The organism is Mycobacterium sp. TKK-01-0059, from assembly GCF_000709305.1.
Classification (GTDB): Bacteria; Actinomycetota; Actinomycetes; order Mycobacteriales; family Mycobacteriaceae; genus Mycobacterium; species Mycobacterium intracellulare.
This window is the reverse complement of the sequence record NZ_KL446993.1, coordinates 2020108-2035468: the sequence shown is the minus strand read 5'-3', so window position 1 is coordinate 2035468 and position 15361 is coordinate 2020108. Positions and strand designations below refer to the sequence as shown.

General features: G+C 69.2%; 15 protein-coding genes. 4 read left to right on the top strand and 11 right to left on the bottom strand.

Annotation, left to right across the window (positions count from 1 at the left end):
- Positions 1-101: 101 nt before the first annotated feature.
- Positions 102-347: a hypothetical protein gene (locus K883_RS27880; RefSeq protein ID WP_179945053.1), complete on the top strand. Its 246-nt coding sequence runs from the start codon at positions 102-104 to the stop codon at positions 345-347.
- Positions 348-452: 105 nt separating this feature from the next.
- Positions 453-1625 carry a MinD/ParA family ATP-binding protein gene (locus K883_RS09840; RefSeq protein WP_236626370.1) on the top strand — a complete coding sequence of 391 codons (1173 nt, stop codon included), beginning with the start codon at positions 453-455 and terminating at the stop codon, positions 1623-1625.
- Here the strand turns inward: K883_RS09840 and sigI are convergent.
- A complete protein-coding gene (gene sigI, locus K883_RS09835) occupies positions 1622-2500 on the bottom strand; it encodes an RNA polymerase sigma factor SigI (protein ID WP_020821315.1) in 879 nt (292 codons plus the stop codon). The two genes, K883_RS09840 and sigI, sit on opposite strands and share 4 nt — an antisense overlap.
- Positions 2501-2610: 110 nt before the next feature.
- On the opposite strand from sigI, the gene K883_RS09830 reads away from it, so the two are divergent.
- Together K883_RS09830 and K883_RS09825 are read left to right on the top strand one after the other, a co-directional pair.
- Complete coding sequence (locus K883_RS09830) at positions 2611-3462, top strand: NAD(P)H-binding protein (RefSeq protein WP_020821314.1); 852 nt, start codon at positions 2611-2613, stop codon at positions 3460-3462.
- Position 3463: 1 nt separating this feature from the next.
- Positions 3464-3904, top strand: coding sequence for a nitroreductase family deazaflavin-dependent oxidoreductase (locus K883_RS09825; RefSeq protein ID WP_008262900.1), 441 nt, complete (start codon positions 3464-3466; stop codon positions 3902-3904).
- Positions 3905-3913: 9 nt separating this feature from the next.
- On the opposite strand, the gene eccA2 is transcribed toward K883_RS09825, so the two are convergent.
- From eccA2 to K883_RS09775, 10 genes are all read right to left on the bottom strand, one after another.
- Positions 3914-5764 (bottom strand): type VII secretion system ESX-2 AAA family ATPase EccA2, encoded by a 1851-nt coding sequence (eccA2, locus tag K883_RS09820; protein WP_170320649.1) that lies wholly within the window; start codon positions 5762-5764, stop codon positions 3914-3916.
- A gap of 112 nt (positions 5765-5876) precedes the next feature.
- Positions 5877-7499, bottom strand: coding sequence for a type VII secretion protein EccE (eccE, locus tag K883_RS09815; RefSeq protein WP_020821312.1), 1623 nt, complete (start codon positions 7497-7499; stop codon positions 5877-5879).
- Positions 7496-9154 carry a type VII secretion system ESX-2 serine protease mycosin MycP2 gene (mycP2, locus tag K883_RS09810; RefSeq protein ID WP_014381603.1) on the bottom strand — a complete coding sequence of 553 codons (1659 nt, stop codon included), beginning with the start codon at positions 9152-9154 and terminating at the stop codon, positions 7496-7498. The genes eccE and mycP2 overlap by 4 nt, the downstream gene beginning before the upstream one ends.
- A complete protein-coding gene (gene eccD, locus K883_RS09805; protein WP_008262892.1) occupies positions 9139-10668 on the bottom strand; it encodes a type VII secretion integral membrane protein EccD in 1530 nt (509 codons plus the stop codon). The genes mycP2 and eccD overlap by 16 nt, the downstream gene beginning before the upstream one ends.
- Positions 10665-11690 carry a MinD/ParA family ATP-binding protein gene (locus tag K883_RS09800; RefSeq protein WP_008262890.1) on the bottom strand — a complete coding sequence of 342 codons (1026 nt, stop codon included), beginning with the start codon at positions 11688-11690 and terminating at the stop codon, positions 10665-10667. The genes eccD and K883_RS09800 overlap by 4 nt, the downstream gene beginning before the upstream one ends.
- 124 nt (positions 11691-11814) lie before the next feature.
- The gene (locus tag K883_RS09795) at positions 11815-12645 is read right to left on the bottom strand and encodes an ESX secretion-associated protein EspG (protein WP_008262889.1); all 831 of its coding nucleotides are present in this window, start codon (positions 12643-12645) and stop codon (positions 11815-11817) included.
- Between the two features lie 115 nt (positions 12646-12760).
- Positions 12761-13048 (bottom strand): WXG100 family type VII secretion target, encoded by a 288-nt coding sequence (locus tag K883_RS09790; RefSeq protein WP_008262888.1) that lies wholly within the window; start codon positions 13046-13048, stop codon positions 12761-12763.
- Between the two features lie 51 nt (positions 13049-13099).
- Complete coding sequence (locus tag K883_RS09785) at positions 13100-13414, bottom strand: WXG100 family type VII secretion target (RefSeq protein WP_008262887.1); 315 nt, start codon at positions 13412-13414, stop codon at positions 13100-13102.
- Between the two features lie 101 nt (positions 13415-13515).
- On the bottom strand, positions 13516-14688 hold the full coding sequence (locus K883_RS09780) for a PPE family protein (protein WP_008262886.1): 1173 nt from the start codon (positions 14686-14688) through the stop codon (positions 13516-13518).
- A gap of 30 nt (positions 14689-14718) precedes the next feature.
- A complete protein-coding gene (locus K883_RS09775; protein WP_008262885.1) occupies positions 14719-15024 on the bottom strand; it encodes a PE domain-containing protein in 306 nt (101 codons plus the stop codon).
- Between the last annotated feature and the right edge of the window lie 337 nt (positions 15025-15361).

Here is a 15361-nt window from a genome sequence, read left to right as displayed (position 1 = left end):
AACCGGTCTCGACAAGTCGTAAAACGATATGACAATACCCGCCTGACATGCCAACTTCGTCAAGTCTAAACCGTCGGCGGGCACCCCCGTAAATTTCGCGGTTGCCGCTGATCGGCACTCGTGCGGCGCCGCGGTTCGGGCCGGTGATTTCCACCACCGCCGGCCTTCCACCGCGCGCTCTCGGCCTCGATCAACGGGCCGCGATAAGTTTGCTGCTGGCGCTTTGCGGTTTCGGTGGTCACGGCGCCTGCGCGGGGGATCGACGTGCTCAGCGCCGCGATCGCGGCGGCGCGCCGATCCCGCAGCGAACCGGGCCGGGTTTGCGGGTTCCCACGCCGCCCGCGTGAGGAGATACTGGACCGGTATTGGTCACGTCCGGCGTCGCACGCCGGACCGTGGCGCTTATCACGTAACACGGCGCGACGACCGACCGCCCGGCACCTGAGGAGCCCATGAACGAGCGCGACGAATTCCTGCGGGACCGTCTGCAGCCCGAGCGGAAAACCGCGGCGGCCCGCCCGCCTGGCCCCCCTGCGCACGGGCCCCACGCCGCCCCGCGGCCACCGGCCCCGGCCCCCGCCCCGCCCCGGCCGTCCGCTGCGCCGCAGGGCTGGGCACCGGCGCCCCCGCCTCCCGCCGCCGCCCCGTCCTTCCGGCCACCACCCGCCGTGGCGCCGCAGCAACCCGCCCCTGCGCCGCCGCCCTCACCGGACCTCCCCGACCGCGGTTGGCGACGCGTCCTGCGGATCGCCACCTTCGGCCTGATCACCCTGGGCCCTTCCCCGGCCCAGCGGCAGGAGGCTCAATTCGAGGAGACCATCCAGACCCGCCTGCACGGCAACTACAAGGTCGGCGTGCTGGGCAAGGGCGGCGTGGGCAAGACCTCGGTGGCCGCCAGTGTCGGCTCGCTGTTCGCCCAACTCCGCCGGCAAGACCACGTCGTGGCGATCGACGCCGACACCGCCTTCGGGCGCCTCAGCAGCCGCATCGATCCGGGATCGACGCGCTCGTTCTGGGAGCTCACCGCCGACAAGAACCTGCGGTCCTTCGACGATGTGGTGGCGCGCCTGGGCCGCAATTCCGCGGGCCTGCACGTGCTCGGCGGCGAACCGGCGTCCGGACCGCGCCGCGTGCTCGATCCCGCGATCTACCGGGAGGCCGCGCTGCGGCTGGATCGCCATTTCACGATCTCGGTCATCGACTGCGGTTCGACGATGGACGCGCCGCTGACCCAGGAGGTGCTGCGCGATCTGGACGCGCTGATCGTGGTGTCCTCGCCCTGGGCCGACGGCGCGTCCGCCGCCGCGCGGACCATGGAATGGCTGGCGGATCAGGGCCTGACGACGCTGTTGCAGCACAGCATCGTGGTGCTCAACGATTCGGATGGCCACGCGGACAAACGCACCCGGGCGTTGCTGGCCCGCGAGTTCACCGATCACGGGCGGCCGGTCATCGAGGTGCCGTTCGACCCGCACCTGCGACCGGGCGGGGTCATCGACGTGGCCCGGGAAATGGCCCCGGCCACGCGGCGCAAGTTCCTCGAGATCACCGCGACCATCGCCGGCTATTTCGCGGCGCGCCCCCACCGCCCCAGCGAGCGCAGGCCGAAAGACCAACAGGCCTAGGCGTTCTCGGCAGCGTTGCCCGCCCGCGCCGACGGGTCGGCGATCGCCTCGATTTTGGTCACGCGCGCGCCGCGGATCGTCAGCACGATAACGGCGAACAATCGACGATCGCTGAAGGCCAGCAACACCGGCGCCCCGACCGGACCGCCGACCAGCGTCACGTCCGGCCACAGGTAGCGCAGCAGGTTGGTCGCCACCGCGTCGGGCCCGTGGTTGACCTGTGGTGGCGGCGCCGGGTCGGCGAGAATCGTGCCCACACCCCAGACCGTCGGATCCAGGACGGCGGCCAGCGCGGCGAGATCGCCGTTGGCGCACGCGGTGATGAACTTCTCCGTGACGAGCTGATGCTCGGCTACGGCCACGTCATTCATATTCGGTTGCGCGGCAACGAATTTGGCTCGCGCCCGCCGCGCCAGCTGGCGGCAGGTGCCGACGGGACGGCCCACGGTTTCCGCGATCGAGTCGAAGGGAACGCCGAACACGTCGTGCAGCACGAAGCTCACGCGCTCACCGGGGCTGAGCCTCCGCAGGACCTCCAACAGCGCGCTGCGGATCTCGTCGTCGAGGGTGATCCGGTCGGCCGGGTCGGACCGGCGTGGTGCCGGCCGCTCCTCGACGTCGCCGGGGCGTTCGTAACGGGCGCGCGCGGAGCGCACCTGGTCGAGGCAGAGCCGGCTCGCGACTACGGTCAGCCAGCCCCGGACATCCTCGATGTCGCCGACCTCGGCGCGTGAGAGCCGCAGGAATGCCTCCTGCGCAACGTCTTCCGCGTCGCCGACGTCGCCCAGCATCTGGTAGGCGAGGTTGACCAGATACGGGCGGTGACGGCGCCAGGCCTCGGCGACCTGGTCGCCCGTTGACTGCGACTGGTTCATGTCTCTTCGACGATTCGCCGCCCCGAAAAGTTACAGGTTCTGTCGTGTAACTTTCCCACCTTTTGCCCCGTCCTTGCAGCAGTGCACAAATCCACGAAAGGAACCGTCCCATGACAATCGTCGTCACCGGCGCGACCGGTAACGTCGGGCGCCCGCTCGTCGCGGACCTGCTTGCCGCAGGCGCGCGTGTGCGCGCGATCACCCGACAGCCGGGGCCGGCCGGATTTCCCCCCGAGGTCGAGGTGTTCGCGTCGGCCACCGAGGCGCTGCCGGGCGCGTCGGCGGTCTTTCTGAACTCCCGCGCGCTCGGCGGGCAGCTCGAAGAAGTGGTGGCCGAATGCGGGCGCGCCGGCGTCGGGAAGCTGGTCGCCCTGTCGGCGATCAACGCCGACGACGACTTGTCCCGCCAGCCGTCCCGATTTCGCGGCGACCGCAACAGGGAGGTCGAACGGCTCGCCGTCGACTCCGGGCTGGCCTGGGTGAGCCTGCGGCCCAGCGTGTTCGCGTCGAACTTCGCCGGCATGTGGTCGGCGCAGCTGCGCGCCGGAGACGTGGTCGCGGGGCCGTACGCCGCGGCGTCGACGGCGCCGATCGTCGAGACGGACATCGCCGCGGTTGCGGCGCGCGCGTTGCTCACCGACGAGCTTGCCGGACAGCGCATTCCGTTGACGGGCCCGCAGGCTTTCACCAACTCGGAGCTGGTGGGCGTCATCGGCGCCGTGCTGGGCCGGCCGCTCCAATACCTGGAGGTCCCCACGGACGCTGTGCGGCAACGCTTCCTGGGCTTGGGATTCAGCGCCGGATTCGCCGACGCCTACATCGCCATGCTCGCCGAATCGCTCGACAAGCCCGCGCTGGTCACCCACGACGTCGAGAAAGTCCTCGGCCGCCCGGCCCTTCCGTTCGGCCACTGGGTCGCCGAGCACCGCGACGTCTTCACCAACGAGAACCAGGGAGCCTGACATGACCGAACCGCGTCCCCCGCGCTACCTCAAGCCCATGAACAAGTTCATGATGGCCGTGCAACGGCTGGGCATCCCGACCGGGCCGGCCATGGTGCTCACCGTGCCCGGGCGCAAGACGGGTCAACCGCGCAGCACGCCGATGACGCCGTTCGACTTCCAGGGCGGCCTCTATGTGGTGGCCGGCTATCCCGGGGCCGACTGGGCGGCAAACGCCCGGGCGGCGGGCACCGGCACGTTGCGCCGCGGCCGTCGCTCACGCCGGGTCCGGATCGTCGAACTGTCCGCCGGCGAGGCCCGGCCGGTGCTACGGGAGTTCCCCGCCAAAGTGCCGGTCGGCGTGGCGTTCGCGAAACGTTCCGGGATGGTGCGCGACGGCACCGCGGACGAATTCGAAGCCCTGGCGGGCCGACTCGCCGTCTTCCGCTTCGAACCGGCGTGACGCGCCGGGTCACCAGACGATGGCGGCCATGTCGCGGTTGTCCGAACACACGCTGCGCACCGCCGCCTCGATATCGTCGGCGGAGATGATCTGCAGGTCCTCGACCGTCACCGGTTGGCCCGCCCGCTTTTGCGCGACCACCCGGGTGTCGCGGAAGCCCTCGGCACGTTCGACGACATTGCGGGCGAACCGGCCGTTCTGCATGGCGTCGATGCCGTGGCGCCCACCGGGAGTGGTGTAGTTGCGGATGGTCGTGGCCGCGTCCAGGAACTTCTCGCGCGCGGCGTCGTCGAGCAGGCTGGCGCGCGGCGTCGCGTAACGGTGCGCGATCTCGACGATCTCCGCCGGTGAGTAGGACTCGAAGCGCAGCTTGCGGTTGAACCGGCCGGCCAAACCCGGGTTCACGGTGAGGAATTGGTCCACCTGGTCTTCGTAGCCCGCGCCGATGAAACAAAAATCGAATCGGTGCGTTTCCAGCGCGACGAGGAGCTGGTTGACGGCCTCCATGCCGATCATGTCGGGCGTGCCGTCCTGGTGGCGCTCGATCAGGGAGTAGAACTCGTCCATGAAAATGATTCGGCCGAGCGACTTTTCGATCAGTTCGTTGGTCTTGGGTCCCGACTCCCCGATGAAGTGGCCGCAGAAATCCGAACGGCGCACCTCCCGGATCTCGGGGTGGCGCACGATCCCCATGCCCGCGTAGATCTTGCCCAGCGCCTCGGCGGTGGTCGTCTTACCGGTACCCGGCGGACCGACCAGCAGCATGTGGTTGGTCTGTCCTTCCACCGGCAGGCCGTGCTCGAGACGCATCATCCGCACCTCGAGCTGGTCTTCCAGCGCCGCGACGGCCTGCTTGACGGCGGCCAGCCCCACCTGCTTGGCCAGCAGCTTGCGCCCCTCGGCCAGCAGCTCGGCCCTCCGGTCGGCGGTGGCGTCGTCGTCGAGTTCGTCGCGGCTCTTGGCCGTCGAGGCGTCCCAACGGTCGGTGCGGCTGTCGATGGTCTCTTCGTCGGTGACCACCAGGTGCAGGTTCGGGTCGGCCAGCGCTTCTTTGGCCGCCGCGGTCAGCACCCCGTTGATGGTGGCCTTGGACAGCCAGATCTGGGCCTTGTCCTCCTCGCGCAGCTGGCGGTGCACCATCCCGCGCACGTACGCGAGATCGGCGACGAGCAGCGGAATGTCGGCCGGGCCGATCGACGCGGTCAGCACGTCGGCGTCGAAGCGGGACGACGACTGGGTGTGCCCGATCACGTCGACGCGGTCCAGCCAGTCGAGGGCGACCCGGCCCTGGCCGAGGTGGGCGGCGGCGTGCGCGGCCAGCGCGCAGATCGACGCCGTCACCGCCGACATCACGATCGCCTGCGGGGGCAACTCCTCGGCGGCCGCCAGCAGGACGTCGGGCCAGCGTTGCGTCCGGTACATCAGGAAGGTGCGGGCCAGCTGGTGCCACTGGTAGTTGGTCCAGGAGTCCAGCAGGTCCCGGTTGGCCAGCAGCCGGTCCGCCTCGGCGTACTCCCCGGCGATCGTCAACGCGGACGAGAGCGCCAGCCCGACCTGCGATGCGTCGGTGACGGTGATGCCGATGTAGGGGCCCAGCTGGATCTCCGCGGCCAGCGTCTGCCCGATCCGCGTGGTCTCCCGGTGCAGCCATTCGCTGGTGGCATAGAGACGCCGCAACGAGTCCAGGTCGCTGTCGCCGCAGGCGATGCGCCCCAGCCACGCATCGGCCATCGACGCGTCGGCGTCGGTGGCCGCGACGAACTCCGGCAGGGCCGCCGCCCGGCCCTGCCGGCCCATGATCCCCATGGCCCGGTCGAAATGCCTTCGGGCCGTTTGTAAATCACCCATCACATCCCCCATCGCGAGCGCCGCGACCGTGGTCATCGGAGTTGCTGGTAGCCGCCCTTGGCCGGACCGAGCTGCCGCCGCGTGCGCTCATCAAACTATGCCTCAAACTCGCGTTGCCGAACTTCTACGTGCCGACCGACATGGTGACCGGATCCAGGCTGACGTAGCGGTGCTCGGCGCGGAACATGTCCATCTCGGCAAGCCAATTCTTCCCCGCGGCACTGACATTCACCACCGAGGGTCCTACTTGCTCGATGATCACCTCGAACCCGTGGCGCTGCCCCTCGGAGAGCCTGACGCCCGCGGGCGCGATGGTGATCACCGTTGCCGGCCGGGGGGTGGGCGAGATCGCGGCGTCCCGAATGTCGGTGCCCCCGCCGTCGGGGGCCCCGTTGCCGTCCCTGCCCCGCCGCGCGGCGTATTCCACCACACTGACGGTGGTGCGCGGTGCCGGGCGCGAGCCGTTGACGACGCTGATCTCCGGCATCCGCACGCTGACCCAGCGCGCCATGTCACGGGTGTGCACGCAGACTCGTTCCCCGGCGCCCGCGGTGCGGATCACGATCCGCTTGGCGATCGGGTCGTCGGCGGCGACGAATACGCGCGACAGTTCACCGGCGTCGGTGACCGGCACCAGCAGCCGGTCGCCGTTGCTGAGTTTCCCGATCAGCACGCCCGAGGGCCCGATCTCGGTGACCAGCTCCGCGGGCAGCGGGCTGGACCGGATTCCGCGCAGGTGCGGCCGGGGGCCGCACATGTTGGCCGACGCCGCCGCGGCCTGCTCGCCGTTGAGCCGGCGCAAGATCACGCTGGGCGGGGTGGGCGCGGGTGTCGGCGTGCGCACCGTGATCGTCGCGGTGCACTGCCCGTCCGGATACACCGTGATGTTCTGGATGACCTCGTCGGCGCGCAGCGTCCACGCCTGCGACAGGTGGCGCGACGTGATCGCCTCGGGCGGATACGCATAGGTGGTCAGCCAGCCCGCTTCCCCGCGGATGGCTTTCCATCGCTGCGCCGGTCCCGACACCGCGTCCCAGCCGAGCCGGCGATCGAGTTCGATCAAATCGGTGGCGTTGGCCACCTTGGCCCGCAGGCCTTCGCAGCGCAGCAGGCCCGCGATGCGCTGCGCGACCGAAATCGCCGCCGCGCCAACGGTCGTGCGCCACACCAACGCGTGCGCGTTGTCGAGCACCGCCAGCCGCATGATCAGCCATGTTTCGCGCCGGCCCGCGTACGGCGGGGTGCCGATCTCGGAGTCGTACACCCGCGGATAGTCGCCGACCGTTCCGTGCCGGGAACCGATGCTGACGACGCTGATCGAGTCGAGCTGCAGGCCGAGGGCCTGGCGCAGCATCGGCACCAATTCGACGACGTCGAGCACGTTTTCGGTCTCGACGGTCACCGACCCGGTCACCATGGTGGCCCGATGCGCTCTGCCCAGCAGCTGCACCGCGACCACGGCGACGCCGTCCTGCACGCGCACGCCGCCACCGGATCGGTTGTTGGCCACGGTGATTGGGGCCGACCAGTCGATCGGGCGCCGACCGCGCCGCCACAGCACGGCCCACGACCACGCCGGCTGGCCCCACCAGCGCACGAACACCAGCGCGATGCCCACCACCACGGCGACCGCGGCGCCGATGTAGCCGGCCAGCAGCCAACTCGCGAGCGCGAGCACGAACACCACCCACACCCCGACGACCCGGCGATTGCTGCCGCGGCTGAACCCGGTGAGGTTGGGCCTCATCGCGCCCTCCGCAACCGCGCGGCGATCGCGAACACGAGCACGCCGGCGGCCACCACCCCCAGGAATCCGATGGCGATGTTGCGCGCCCGGTGGTCCGGCGGTGGGGGCGGCGCCGCCGGGGTGATGACCCGGCTCTGCGCGCCCGGCGGCATCCGGTCACCCGGCGGGATGTTGAAGGTCAACGCGGCGACCGGGTCCACCAGCCCGTAGCCGACCTTGTTGTCGACCCCGGCGGGCGGATTGTGGGCCGACTGCACGATCCGATTGATCACCTGGTGCGCGGACAGGTCGGGGTACTTCGCGCGCACCAACGCCGCGACGCCGCTGACGTAGGCCGCCGAGAAGCTGGTTCCCCAGAACGGCATGTTCTTCTCGCCCGGCCTCGACGGCGGGTAGGCGTTGACCGGCCCGCCGCCCTGGGGCGAGAGACCCATGATGTGCGTCCCCGGTGCGGCGACGCCGACCCACGGCCCCGACATGCTCTTGTCCAGGGCGGCGCCACTGGCATCGACGGCGCCCACCGACAGGACGTAATCGGAGAACCACGACGGCGCCGAGACGACCTTCACCTGATGCCAGTCCCGCGGATCCGACGGGTCCAGCGGGTCGTACATCGGGTTGTTGTTGCAACCGGCTTCCCCGTCGTTGCCGGCCGCCGCCACGATCACCGCGTCCTTCGCGGTGGCCGCGTACCACAGCGCCGCGCCCAGGGCCCGTTGATCGGCCGGGGCCGCCGCGGGCAGGCACGCGGTGACCGAGATGTTGATCACCTTCGCACCCATGTTCGCGGCGTGAACCACCGCGCGCGCAACCGAATTCAGCGTGCCGGCCTTGACCTTCTCGTCGGAGTTGGGATCCCCCGGCGGCGGGTTGACCGGTTCGAAGGCCCGCGAGGACTGCCGGATCGAGATGATCGTCGCGTGCGGGGCCACACCCACCACCCCGTCGGGGGCCCCCGGGGGAAGCGGCGGCACCGCGGGTTCTTCCTCGGTCTGCGGATCGGGTGGCCCGTTCGATGCGGCGGTGGCGCCGCCGCCCTCCGGCGGTGGGGGCGGCGGGGGCGGCGGCGGAAGGACCTGGGTGATCGTCACCGGCGGCGGCGGGGGCGGCGGCGCCATCGGGGGCGGCACCTCGACCGGTGGCGGAGGCGCCCCGGCGACCGGCGGCGGCCCGGCCGGCGGCGGGAACGCGGGAGTGGCCGGCATGGGCCGCGGCATCGGCAAAATCCCTTGCGGCGCAGCGCCGATGATCGAGCTGACAATGGTGCCGTGGGCGTCGCAGTCCATCAGGCCGTCCTCGCCCATGATGTAGTCGCCACCGGGCACCACCGGCAGCCGCGGGTTCGGCGTCACCCCGGTGTCGATCACCGCGACGGGCACACCGTTGCCGGTGCTGTATTGCCACGCCTTGGCGATGTTGAGCAGGTTGAACCCCGGAGCCAGCTGCGCCACGTCGGGGTTTCGCACGACGATCGGCGACGAACAGCTGTTGGCCCGGCGCATCGGCTGTTCGGGCCGCGGCGGTCCATCGGGGGGCACCATCCCCGGATCCACCGAGGGCGGTGTGATCGCTTGGGCGGCAGGGATATTGGCGGATAACGCGACCAGGGTCAGGGCGGCGGTCAGCGCCGCAACGGTTCTCAGTGGCGAATCCACGTGAAGAGCCCTCCCAGGGCCGCCGCCGCCGGCAGCAGAACGATGAATGCGAGCACTTCCACCCATTCCACGGTCAACCGGATGAACGGTCTGAACCGCATGGCCGGCACCAAAAGCGCTGCGGCCAAACCCAATCCGGCGAACGTCGCCACCGCCACCACCGGCCACAGCAATCCCGCCATGGCGTCGTGGGCCCCGGCGACGGCGTATTTGACCACCCCCGCGCACACCGCGGCCGACGCCCCGCACACCAGCGCGACGGCCTGGTATTTGGCGGCGAATCCGCGGCCCTGGGTGATGAAGATCCCCACCACCAGGCCGGCGACCACCAGCGCCAACCACGCCCACGGGCGGCCCGGCGTCAACACCCCCCAGACCGCGGCGGGCAGCACGATCGAGACCCCGACGCACAGTCCCACCTGGACCGCGTTGACCAAGCGCGCCGAGGCGGCGATCGCGGCGCCGCGCGCGGTGATGTCGGTGAGTTCGTTGTCCTCGTCCTCGGATTCGTCCTCGCTGACCGGGGACACGGTGTCGACCGGCATCCCCTCGCGCCGCGCGAACAGGTCCCGTCCGGTGATCGATCCGAAGTGCGGCGGCCTGACCCGGGCCACCCACAACGCGATCAGCGGGGTCATCCGGACGAGGACCAGCAATCCGACCAACACGCACACCGCCAGCACCTGCGCCGAGGCGGGGCGGAACATCCGGACGGCGGCAACGACAGCCAGGACGCCGCACACCGTCACGACGGCGGTGACCACCGCGGTCTGCCACCGGTTGCGCGCCGTCACCCCGATGGCGACGGCACCCAGGATCACCACCACCGCGCCGATCAGCCCGTGCGCCGCGCCCAGCACACCCGGCGGCGCGCAGGCGCCGGCGGTGGCCAGCGAGACCACCGCGAGCCAGGCGAACCCGCTGAACAGATCGCGCCGCTCCCGCCATCCGCTTCGCACCACCAGGGTCGCGATGACCAACAGGACGCCGACCCCGCCCGCCACCGCCGCCGGGATCGGGCCGTCGGTGAAGGTCCGTGCCCGCAGCGTCAGGGCCACCACCACCGAGACCGCCATCGCGATGACCGCGACCGCCGTGTGCGCGGCCGTCAGCGGCGTCACCGGCGCGAACATCCGATCCCCGCCGTCGCGGCCCAGCCACTTGCCCATCGCGGCCAGGCCCGTCGACAGGGACTCGTACTGCGGTTCGAACGACTCCCCGTCGACCCTGGGCACCAGCACCAGGGTGTCGCCGTCCTGGACGCCGAGCTCGTCGAGGCTCTTATTGATATCGAGCCGGACCCCATTGATCTTGTGGAGTTCGTAGCTGCCGGCCGGCAACGAAATGCCGTCAAAACCTTTGCGCTTCAGGTCCGCGTCGAACAGCTCGACCATTCCCTCGAAGAATCCCTCCATCGGAATTCCGGCGGGGAAGACTTGGGAACACAGATGCTTCTCGTAAGAAATGTTGACCGCACAACGCGCCGGAAAAGCGACCTTATGCGGCGAGGTCACGGTACCGCCCGCTCGGCGTCTGGAATGTATTTGTCGGCCAGCCCCGCGGTGATTTCAAAGAGGCGCAACCGCGTCTTTTTCTTCAACTCGTGAACCGTGTCGATGATGCCGCCTTTGGCGAGGTGCGGATCAAACGGCAGCGCCTCGACGGTCGCGCCGACCTTGGTGAACCGCTCGGTCAGGTACGCCAGCGCGTCCTTGTCGGTGATCTGGTCGGTGTGGTTCACGATCACGGTGCTGCGCGAGACCAACTCGTGGTAGCCCTGCGACCGCAGGTAATCCACCGCCCGCAGCACCGGACGCGAGCGGTCCGCGGTGATCCCCGAAACGAACACCAGGGTGTCGGTGTTCTCCAATACCGGCTTCATCACTTCGTGTTCGAGATCGGGAGAGGTGTCGACGATCATCACCGTGTGGGTGCGCCGCAGCCGCGACAGCACCCCGGAGAACATCGCCGGCACCAGCGGCCGGGGTTGGTCCGAGGTCCGGTTGCCGGCCAGCACGTCGAGGCCGATTGCGTTCTGCCCCAGATGTTCTCGGATATCAGCGTAGCCCTGGACATCGGTGTCGTTGATGATCGCGGTGTAGTCGCCCGGCGGGGAGTCGTCGATGCGGTCGGCCAGGGTGCCGAATCCGGGGACGGCGTCGATCGCAATCACGTTCTGCGGGCGGCATTCCCGGAACACGCCACCGAGGCAGGCCGTGAGCGTCGTGACCCCGACGCCGCCCTTGCCGGAGACCACGGTGATCACATACTGCCGTCGAATATGCCGGCGGATGCGGTTTTGTAAATCACGGTAGTGCCGTTCTCGGGGCGATTCACCGAGATTTATTTGTCGAAATGAGATGGCGTAAATGAATTTACGCCATCCTGACCCCGGTGGAATCTTTCGTGGTGCGGCCAGATCGGTAATTCGCATCGTGTCGGATACCGAATCCGGGAAGTTGCTGCCCCCTGACGGATCCCCCCGTCTGAGCGCTCCTTCGTCCGACATATTCGGGTCATTCCAAGGGCTCGTCACGACGAGATGCTAACACGGTTCGCGATACCGCGTTTACCCGTTGAGAAACCACCCATCAAGCGCGACAGGCGTTGTTATTACAAGACTTTGGTTAACTAAGTTACTTCGGCATCCGATAACACCGTCACACCACCCGCCGATACGAGTGCCACTCGTCGCCGGCGGGCAGCCGGCGGATGAGCCGTTGCACCGCTCTGCCGATGTCGCTGCGCGAGCCGGGCGAAAGAATCTGGTAGCGGCGCTGCCCCGAGATGACGCTTTCGATGCACACGCGGCCCCCGGGGGTGTCGACGATCGACACCGTCGCATCGCCGACGGCCACGCGCGCCAGTTCGTCGGGCCCGACGCCCGCCTGCAGCGCGACGATGTTCGCGTGCGCCGAGCGCGCGGGATCGGCGGCGGTGAGAACCACCTGCAGCTGGTCGGCGTCGAGGCGCTGTTCGAGCAGGAATGCGCGCAGGCTGGCGGTGTCGCGCACCGAGTTCAGCAATTGCTCGGTGTCCAGGGTGATCGGCCGCAGCGGCGCCGCCTCGGCCACGCCGCACAGCCGCTCGATCTGACCCACCACGAGCTCGCTGGCCGAGGATTCGTTGCTGGCCGTGCCGGCGGGGTACAGACGCACCATCTCACCGTGCCGCTCCAAGACCACCCACCACGTGGCGAAGCGGTTGATCGACGCGCGCGTCGGCTCGCGACCCGGCACGCCCATCATCACGACCAGACCCAGGTCGCGCCGCAGCAGGACCGTGAGCCATTCGCGGATCATCGGGTCGACGTTGCCGGCCTCATCGAGTGCGCCGGCGGCGATCAGGTCGGCGGCCGCGGGGTGGCCCAGCGCGCGTTCGGGGGTGTCCAGCCGCGGCAGCATCGGCCGCAACCCCAGCTCAGGGCACGTTTGCTCGACACCGGTGATCGCCTGCAACACCCATAGGCCATCGACCGTCGTCGTCAGCATGTCGCCCCGCCCTTAATCAGCGACTCCCTCGAATCGGCGTAGCAGAGACCGAAGGTGGGGCACATACGCTCGGCGCATCTGCCCCACCTTCGCTGGTCCCGGTGGTCGAGCGGGCTCAGAACAGGCCGGCGATGTGCTGGTCGGTGCTGAGCGCGCTGTCGAGCACGTGCGAGGTCGTCTGGCCGTGCTGGCGGATGGTGTCGATGAGGCCCTGCAACCCCGACAGCATCTGCGCCTGCGCCTCGAAGAAGCCTGACGCGCCGTGGCCGGCGAAGAATTCCTGCAGCGCGTGCGTCCGGTTGGAGGTGTCGTCGAAAATGGACTGCAACTGGCCGGCGCGGGAGGCGACGTCGGTGGCGAAGTCGGCTACGGCACCCGGGTTGTAAGTGATCGGGTCGGACATGGTGAATTTCCTTTCAAAAGACCTTTATGAATTGACGAATGGGTGGGCGGGTCAGGAGCCGTGGCCGCCGAATAGGGCGGTAAAGGCGTGCGAGGAATCCGCCTCGTGGCCTTCCATCAGTGCCGCCGCCTTGGTGAGGCCCTCGGCCAGGCGGGTGCCGCCGGTCAACACTTTGTTCAAGTCGTTTTGAACCTCGATGGCCGTCGCGTGCGACGCGGCGACCGCGTCACCGGACCAGGTGGCCGGGTTCATCACATTTTCCTGATTTGCGACGTATCCCTGCCCGATCCCGATCGCATGTTCCATGTTTGCCTGAATCGCGTTCGAAGTATCGCGAAGCATTTGCGGGGTCACCTTGATTGTCACGGAATTCTCCTTCTGCGGTTGGCCGCCCCCGTGAGGGCATGAAGCGAAGTGTATGGCGGCTATTCGGACCTGTCGATTCACCTTTCACCAGGGGGTGTGCTTCAGACTCTGGCGTCGACAACCCGCACGGTCGCCGGCTGTTCGGCTTTGTCACGGGATCCGCGGTCGCCTCCCGCCGCGTGCCCCACGGGCATGCCGCCCATCGCGGCGCCGCCCGTCGTCGTGGTCTGCGGTCGCATGGCCTCGGCTCCCAACGCACCGGCCGGGCGCAACCCCACCGGCCGGCCACTGGTGGCGGGCTCGAATGCGCTGACCGGACGGGTGAAAGTGCTCGCGGGGACGCCCGCGCTACCCAGGGACGCGCCCCCGCCGGCCTCCGCCGCCGAAAGCCCGGTGGCCGAGACCGCGGAGACCGCGGGCGTCGCCCCGCCCATGCCCATGGCGCCGGGATTGGCGAACATGCCCATCAGCGGCTGCATCATCTGCATCGGGGCCTGCATCGCCTGCATGGGAGCCTGCATCATCTGCGGGGCCGCCCCCATCATCTGCTGCACGGGCTGCATGAACGTGCCGGCCTGGCCCATGAAGTCCTGGGCTCCCGAGGTCGCCTGCCCCGCGCCCTGCGTGCCGGTCTGGGCGCCCTGCATGGCGGCGCGCATGCCGTCGCCCGCGCCCATTTGCGCGGCGGACTCCCCCACCGCCGCCGCGGCCTGCGCCGGCGCCGCCGGCGAGGCGCCCATGGTCGCGATCGGCGGCGGAATGGTCAGGCTCGAGGACAAGGCCGTGAGGATCGATCCGTAGCTGGCCCCGACCGCGGAGTTGTTCGGCCACATCGACCCGAAGTACTCGAGCTCCAGCGACGTGATCCGTGGGGTGAGCGCGCCGAGCACGAGCGGGTTGATGCCGTAGTCGGTGGCGGTCTCGGTGCGGTTTTCGATGCATTCGGGCGCGGGGCGCATCGAGCCGTACGCCATCTGATACGCCGAGACCGCCGTCGAAACCACCGCCGGCTTCACGTCGACCCAGCCGGCGAGCCCGTGCAGCGACGCGTTGAGCGCGGTGGCGTTGGCCGCCGAGGCCAACGAACCGGCGCCGGTCCAGCTGGCCGACGTCGCGACGGTGTTGATCGTCGAGGCGATGCTGGAGCCGTGATGGGTGGCCGCCAGCGCGGTCCAGGCTGCCTGGTTGGCCAGATGAGTCACGACACCCGCGCCGGCCTTGAGCAGCAGGTCGTTTTCCTCAGGCGTACGCGCAGCCCACCCAGGATCGGCCATGCGCACTCCCCCTTTAAACGTTGCTAGCGACTAAGCGCCAATAGCCAGCGTCAGGCTGCGCATGAGCTCGGTGACCACATAGGTCCCCGAGGCGAGGGTCTGCGTGCCGGAGAACAAGCCGCGCTGGGCGGCGTGCTCGGAAACCACGCCCAGATAGCTCGCGCCGCACGCGTTTAGCGCCGCCGCGAACATCGCCGAGTCGGGGTCGCCGCCCATCGGCAGCACTCCCAGCAGGACCGGCGACGCCGCCGAGGCCGCGGCCTCGGTCTCCGCGCTGATCGCCGACTCGGCGGCTGCAGACGCCAGCACCGCCTCCGACTGCACCGAAACAACCATGATTCCCTCCGAACCCTCAACGCCAAAGCCACGTGCTCGGGGCCTTCTTGGGGCCTTAGTGTAGTGCGGATTGGTTGATCTTGTATTCACTGCCTATCGGCCGGATCCGTGGCCCCTGATTTCGGTAATTAAGGCTGGTCCCAAGCGCGAAACTGGTGATTTCCCACAAAGAGTCGTTAATAAACCTCAATCGCCACTCGAGACTCGGCAGTCACAAAATCCCCGTCTTTTCTCGCCGGGGCGTCGAGTTTGATGCCGAATGGCAGGTTCCGAACGGCGGCGTAATGGTGTCGGGGATATTTGCGGGAAATGGCGGGCGGGTGAGTGCGCGCCGGCT

Excerpts from the sequence above, each read along its gene's own strand:
- K883_RS09840 (WP_236626370.1), top strand. The coding sequence starts at position 453 with ATGAACGAGCGCGACGAATTCCTGCGGGACCGTCTGCAGCCCGAGCGG.
- sigI (WP_020821315.1), bottom strand. The coding sequence starts at position 2,500 with ATGAACCAGTCGCAGTCAACGGGCGACCAGGTCGCCGAGGCCTGGCGC.
- K883_RS09830 (WP_020821314.1), top strand. The coding sequence starts at position 2,611 with ATGACAATCGTCGTCACCGGCGCGACCGGTAACGTCGGGCGCCCGCTC.
- K883_RS09825 (WP_008262900.1), top strand. The coding sequence starts at position 3,464 with ATGACCGAACCGCGTCCCCCGCGCTACCTCAAGCCCATGAACAAGTTC.
- eccA2 (WP_170320649.1), bottom strand. The coding sequence starts at position 5,764 with ATGGGGGATGTGATGGGTGATTTACAAACGGCCCGAAGGCATTTCGAC.
- eccE (WP_020821312.1), bottom strand. The coding sequence starts at position 7,499 with ATGAGGCCCAACCTCACCGGGTTCAGCCGCGGCAGCAATCGCCGGGTC.
- K883_RS09795 (WP_008262889.1), bottom strand. The coding sequence starts at position 12,645 with ATGCTGACGACGACGGTCGATGGCCTATGGGTGTTGCAGGCGATCACC.
- K883_RS09790 (WP_008262888.1), bottom strand. The coding sequence starts at position 13,048 with ATGTCCGACCCGATCACTTACAACCCGGGTGCCGTAGCCGACTTCGCC.
- K883_RS09780 (WP_008262886.1), bottom strand. The coding sequence starts at position 14,688 with ATGGCCGATCCTGGGTGGGCTGCGCGTACGCCTGAGGAAAACGACCTG.
- K883_RS09775 (WP_008262885.1), bottom strand. The coding sequence starts at position 15,024 with ATGGTTGTTTCGGTGCAGTCGGAGGCGGTGCTGGCGTCTGCAGCCGCC.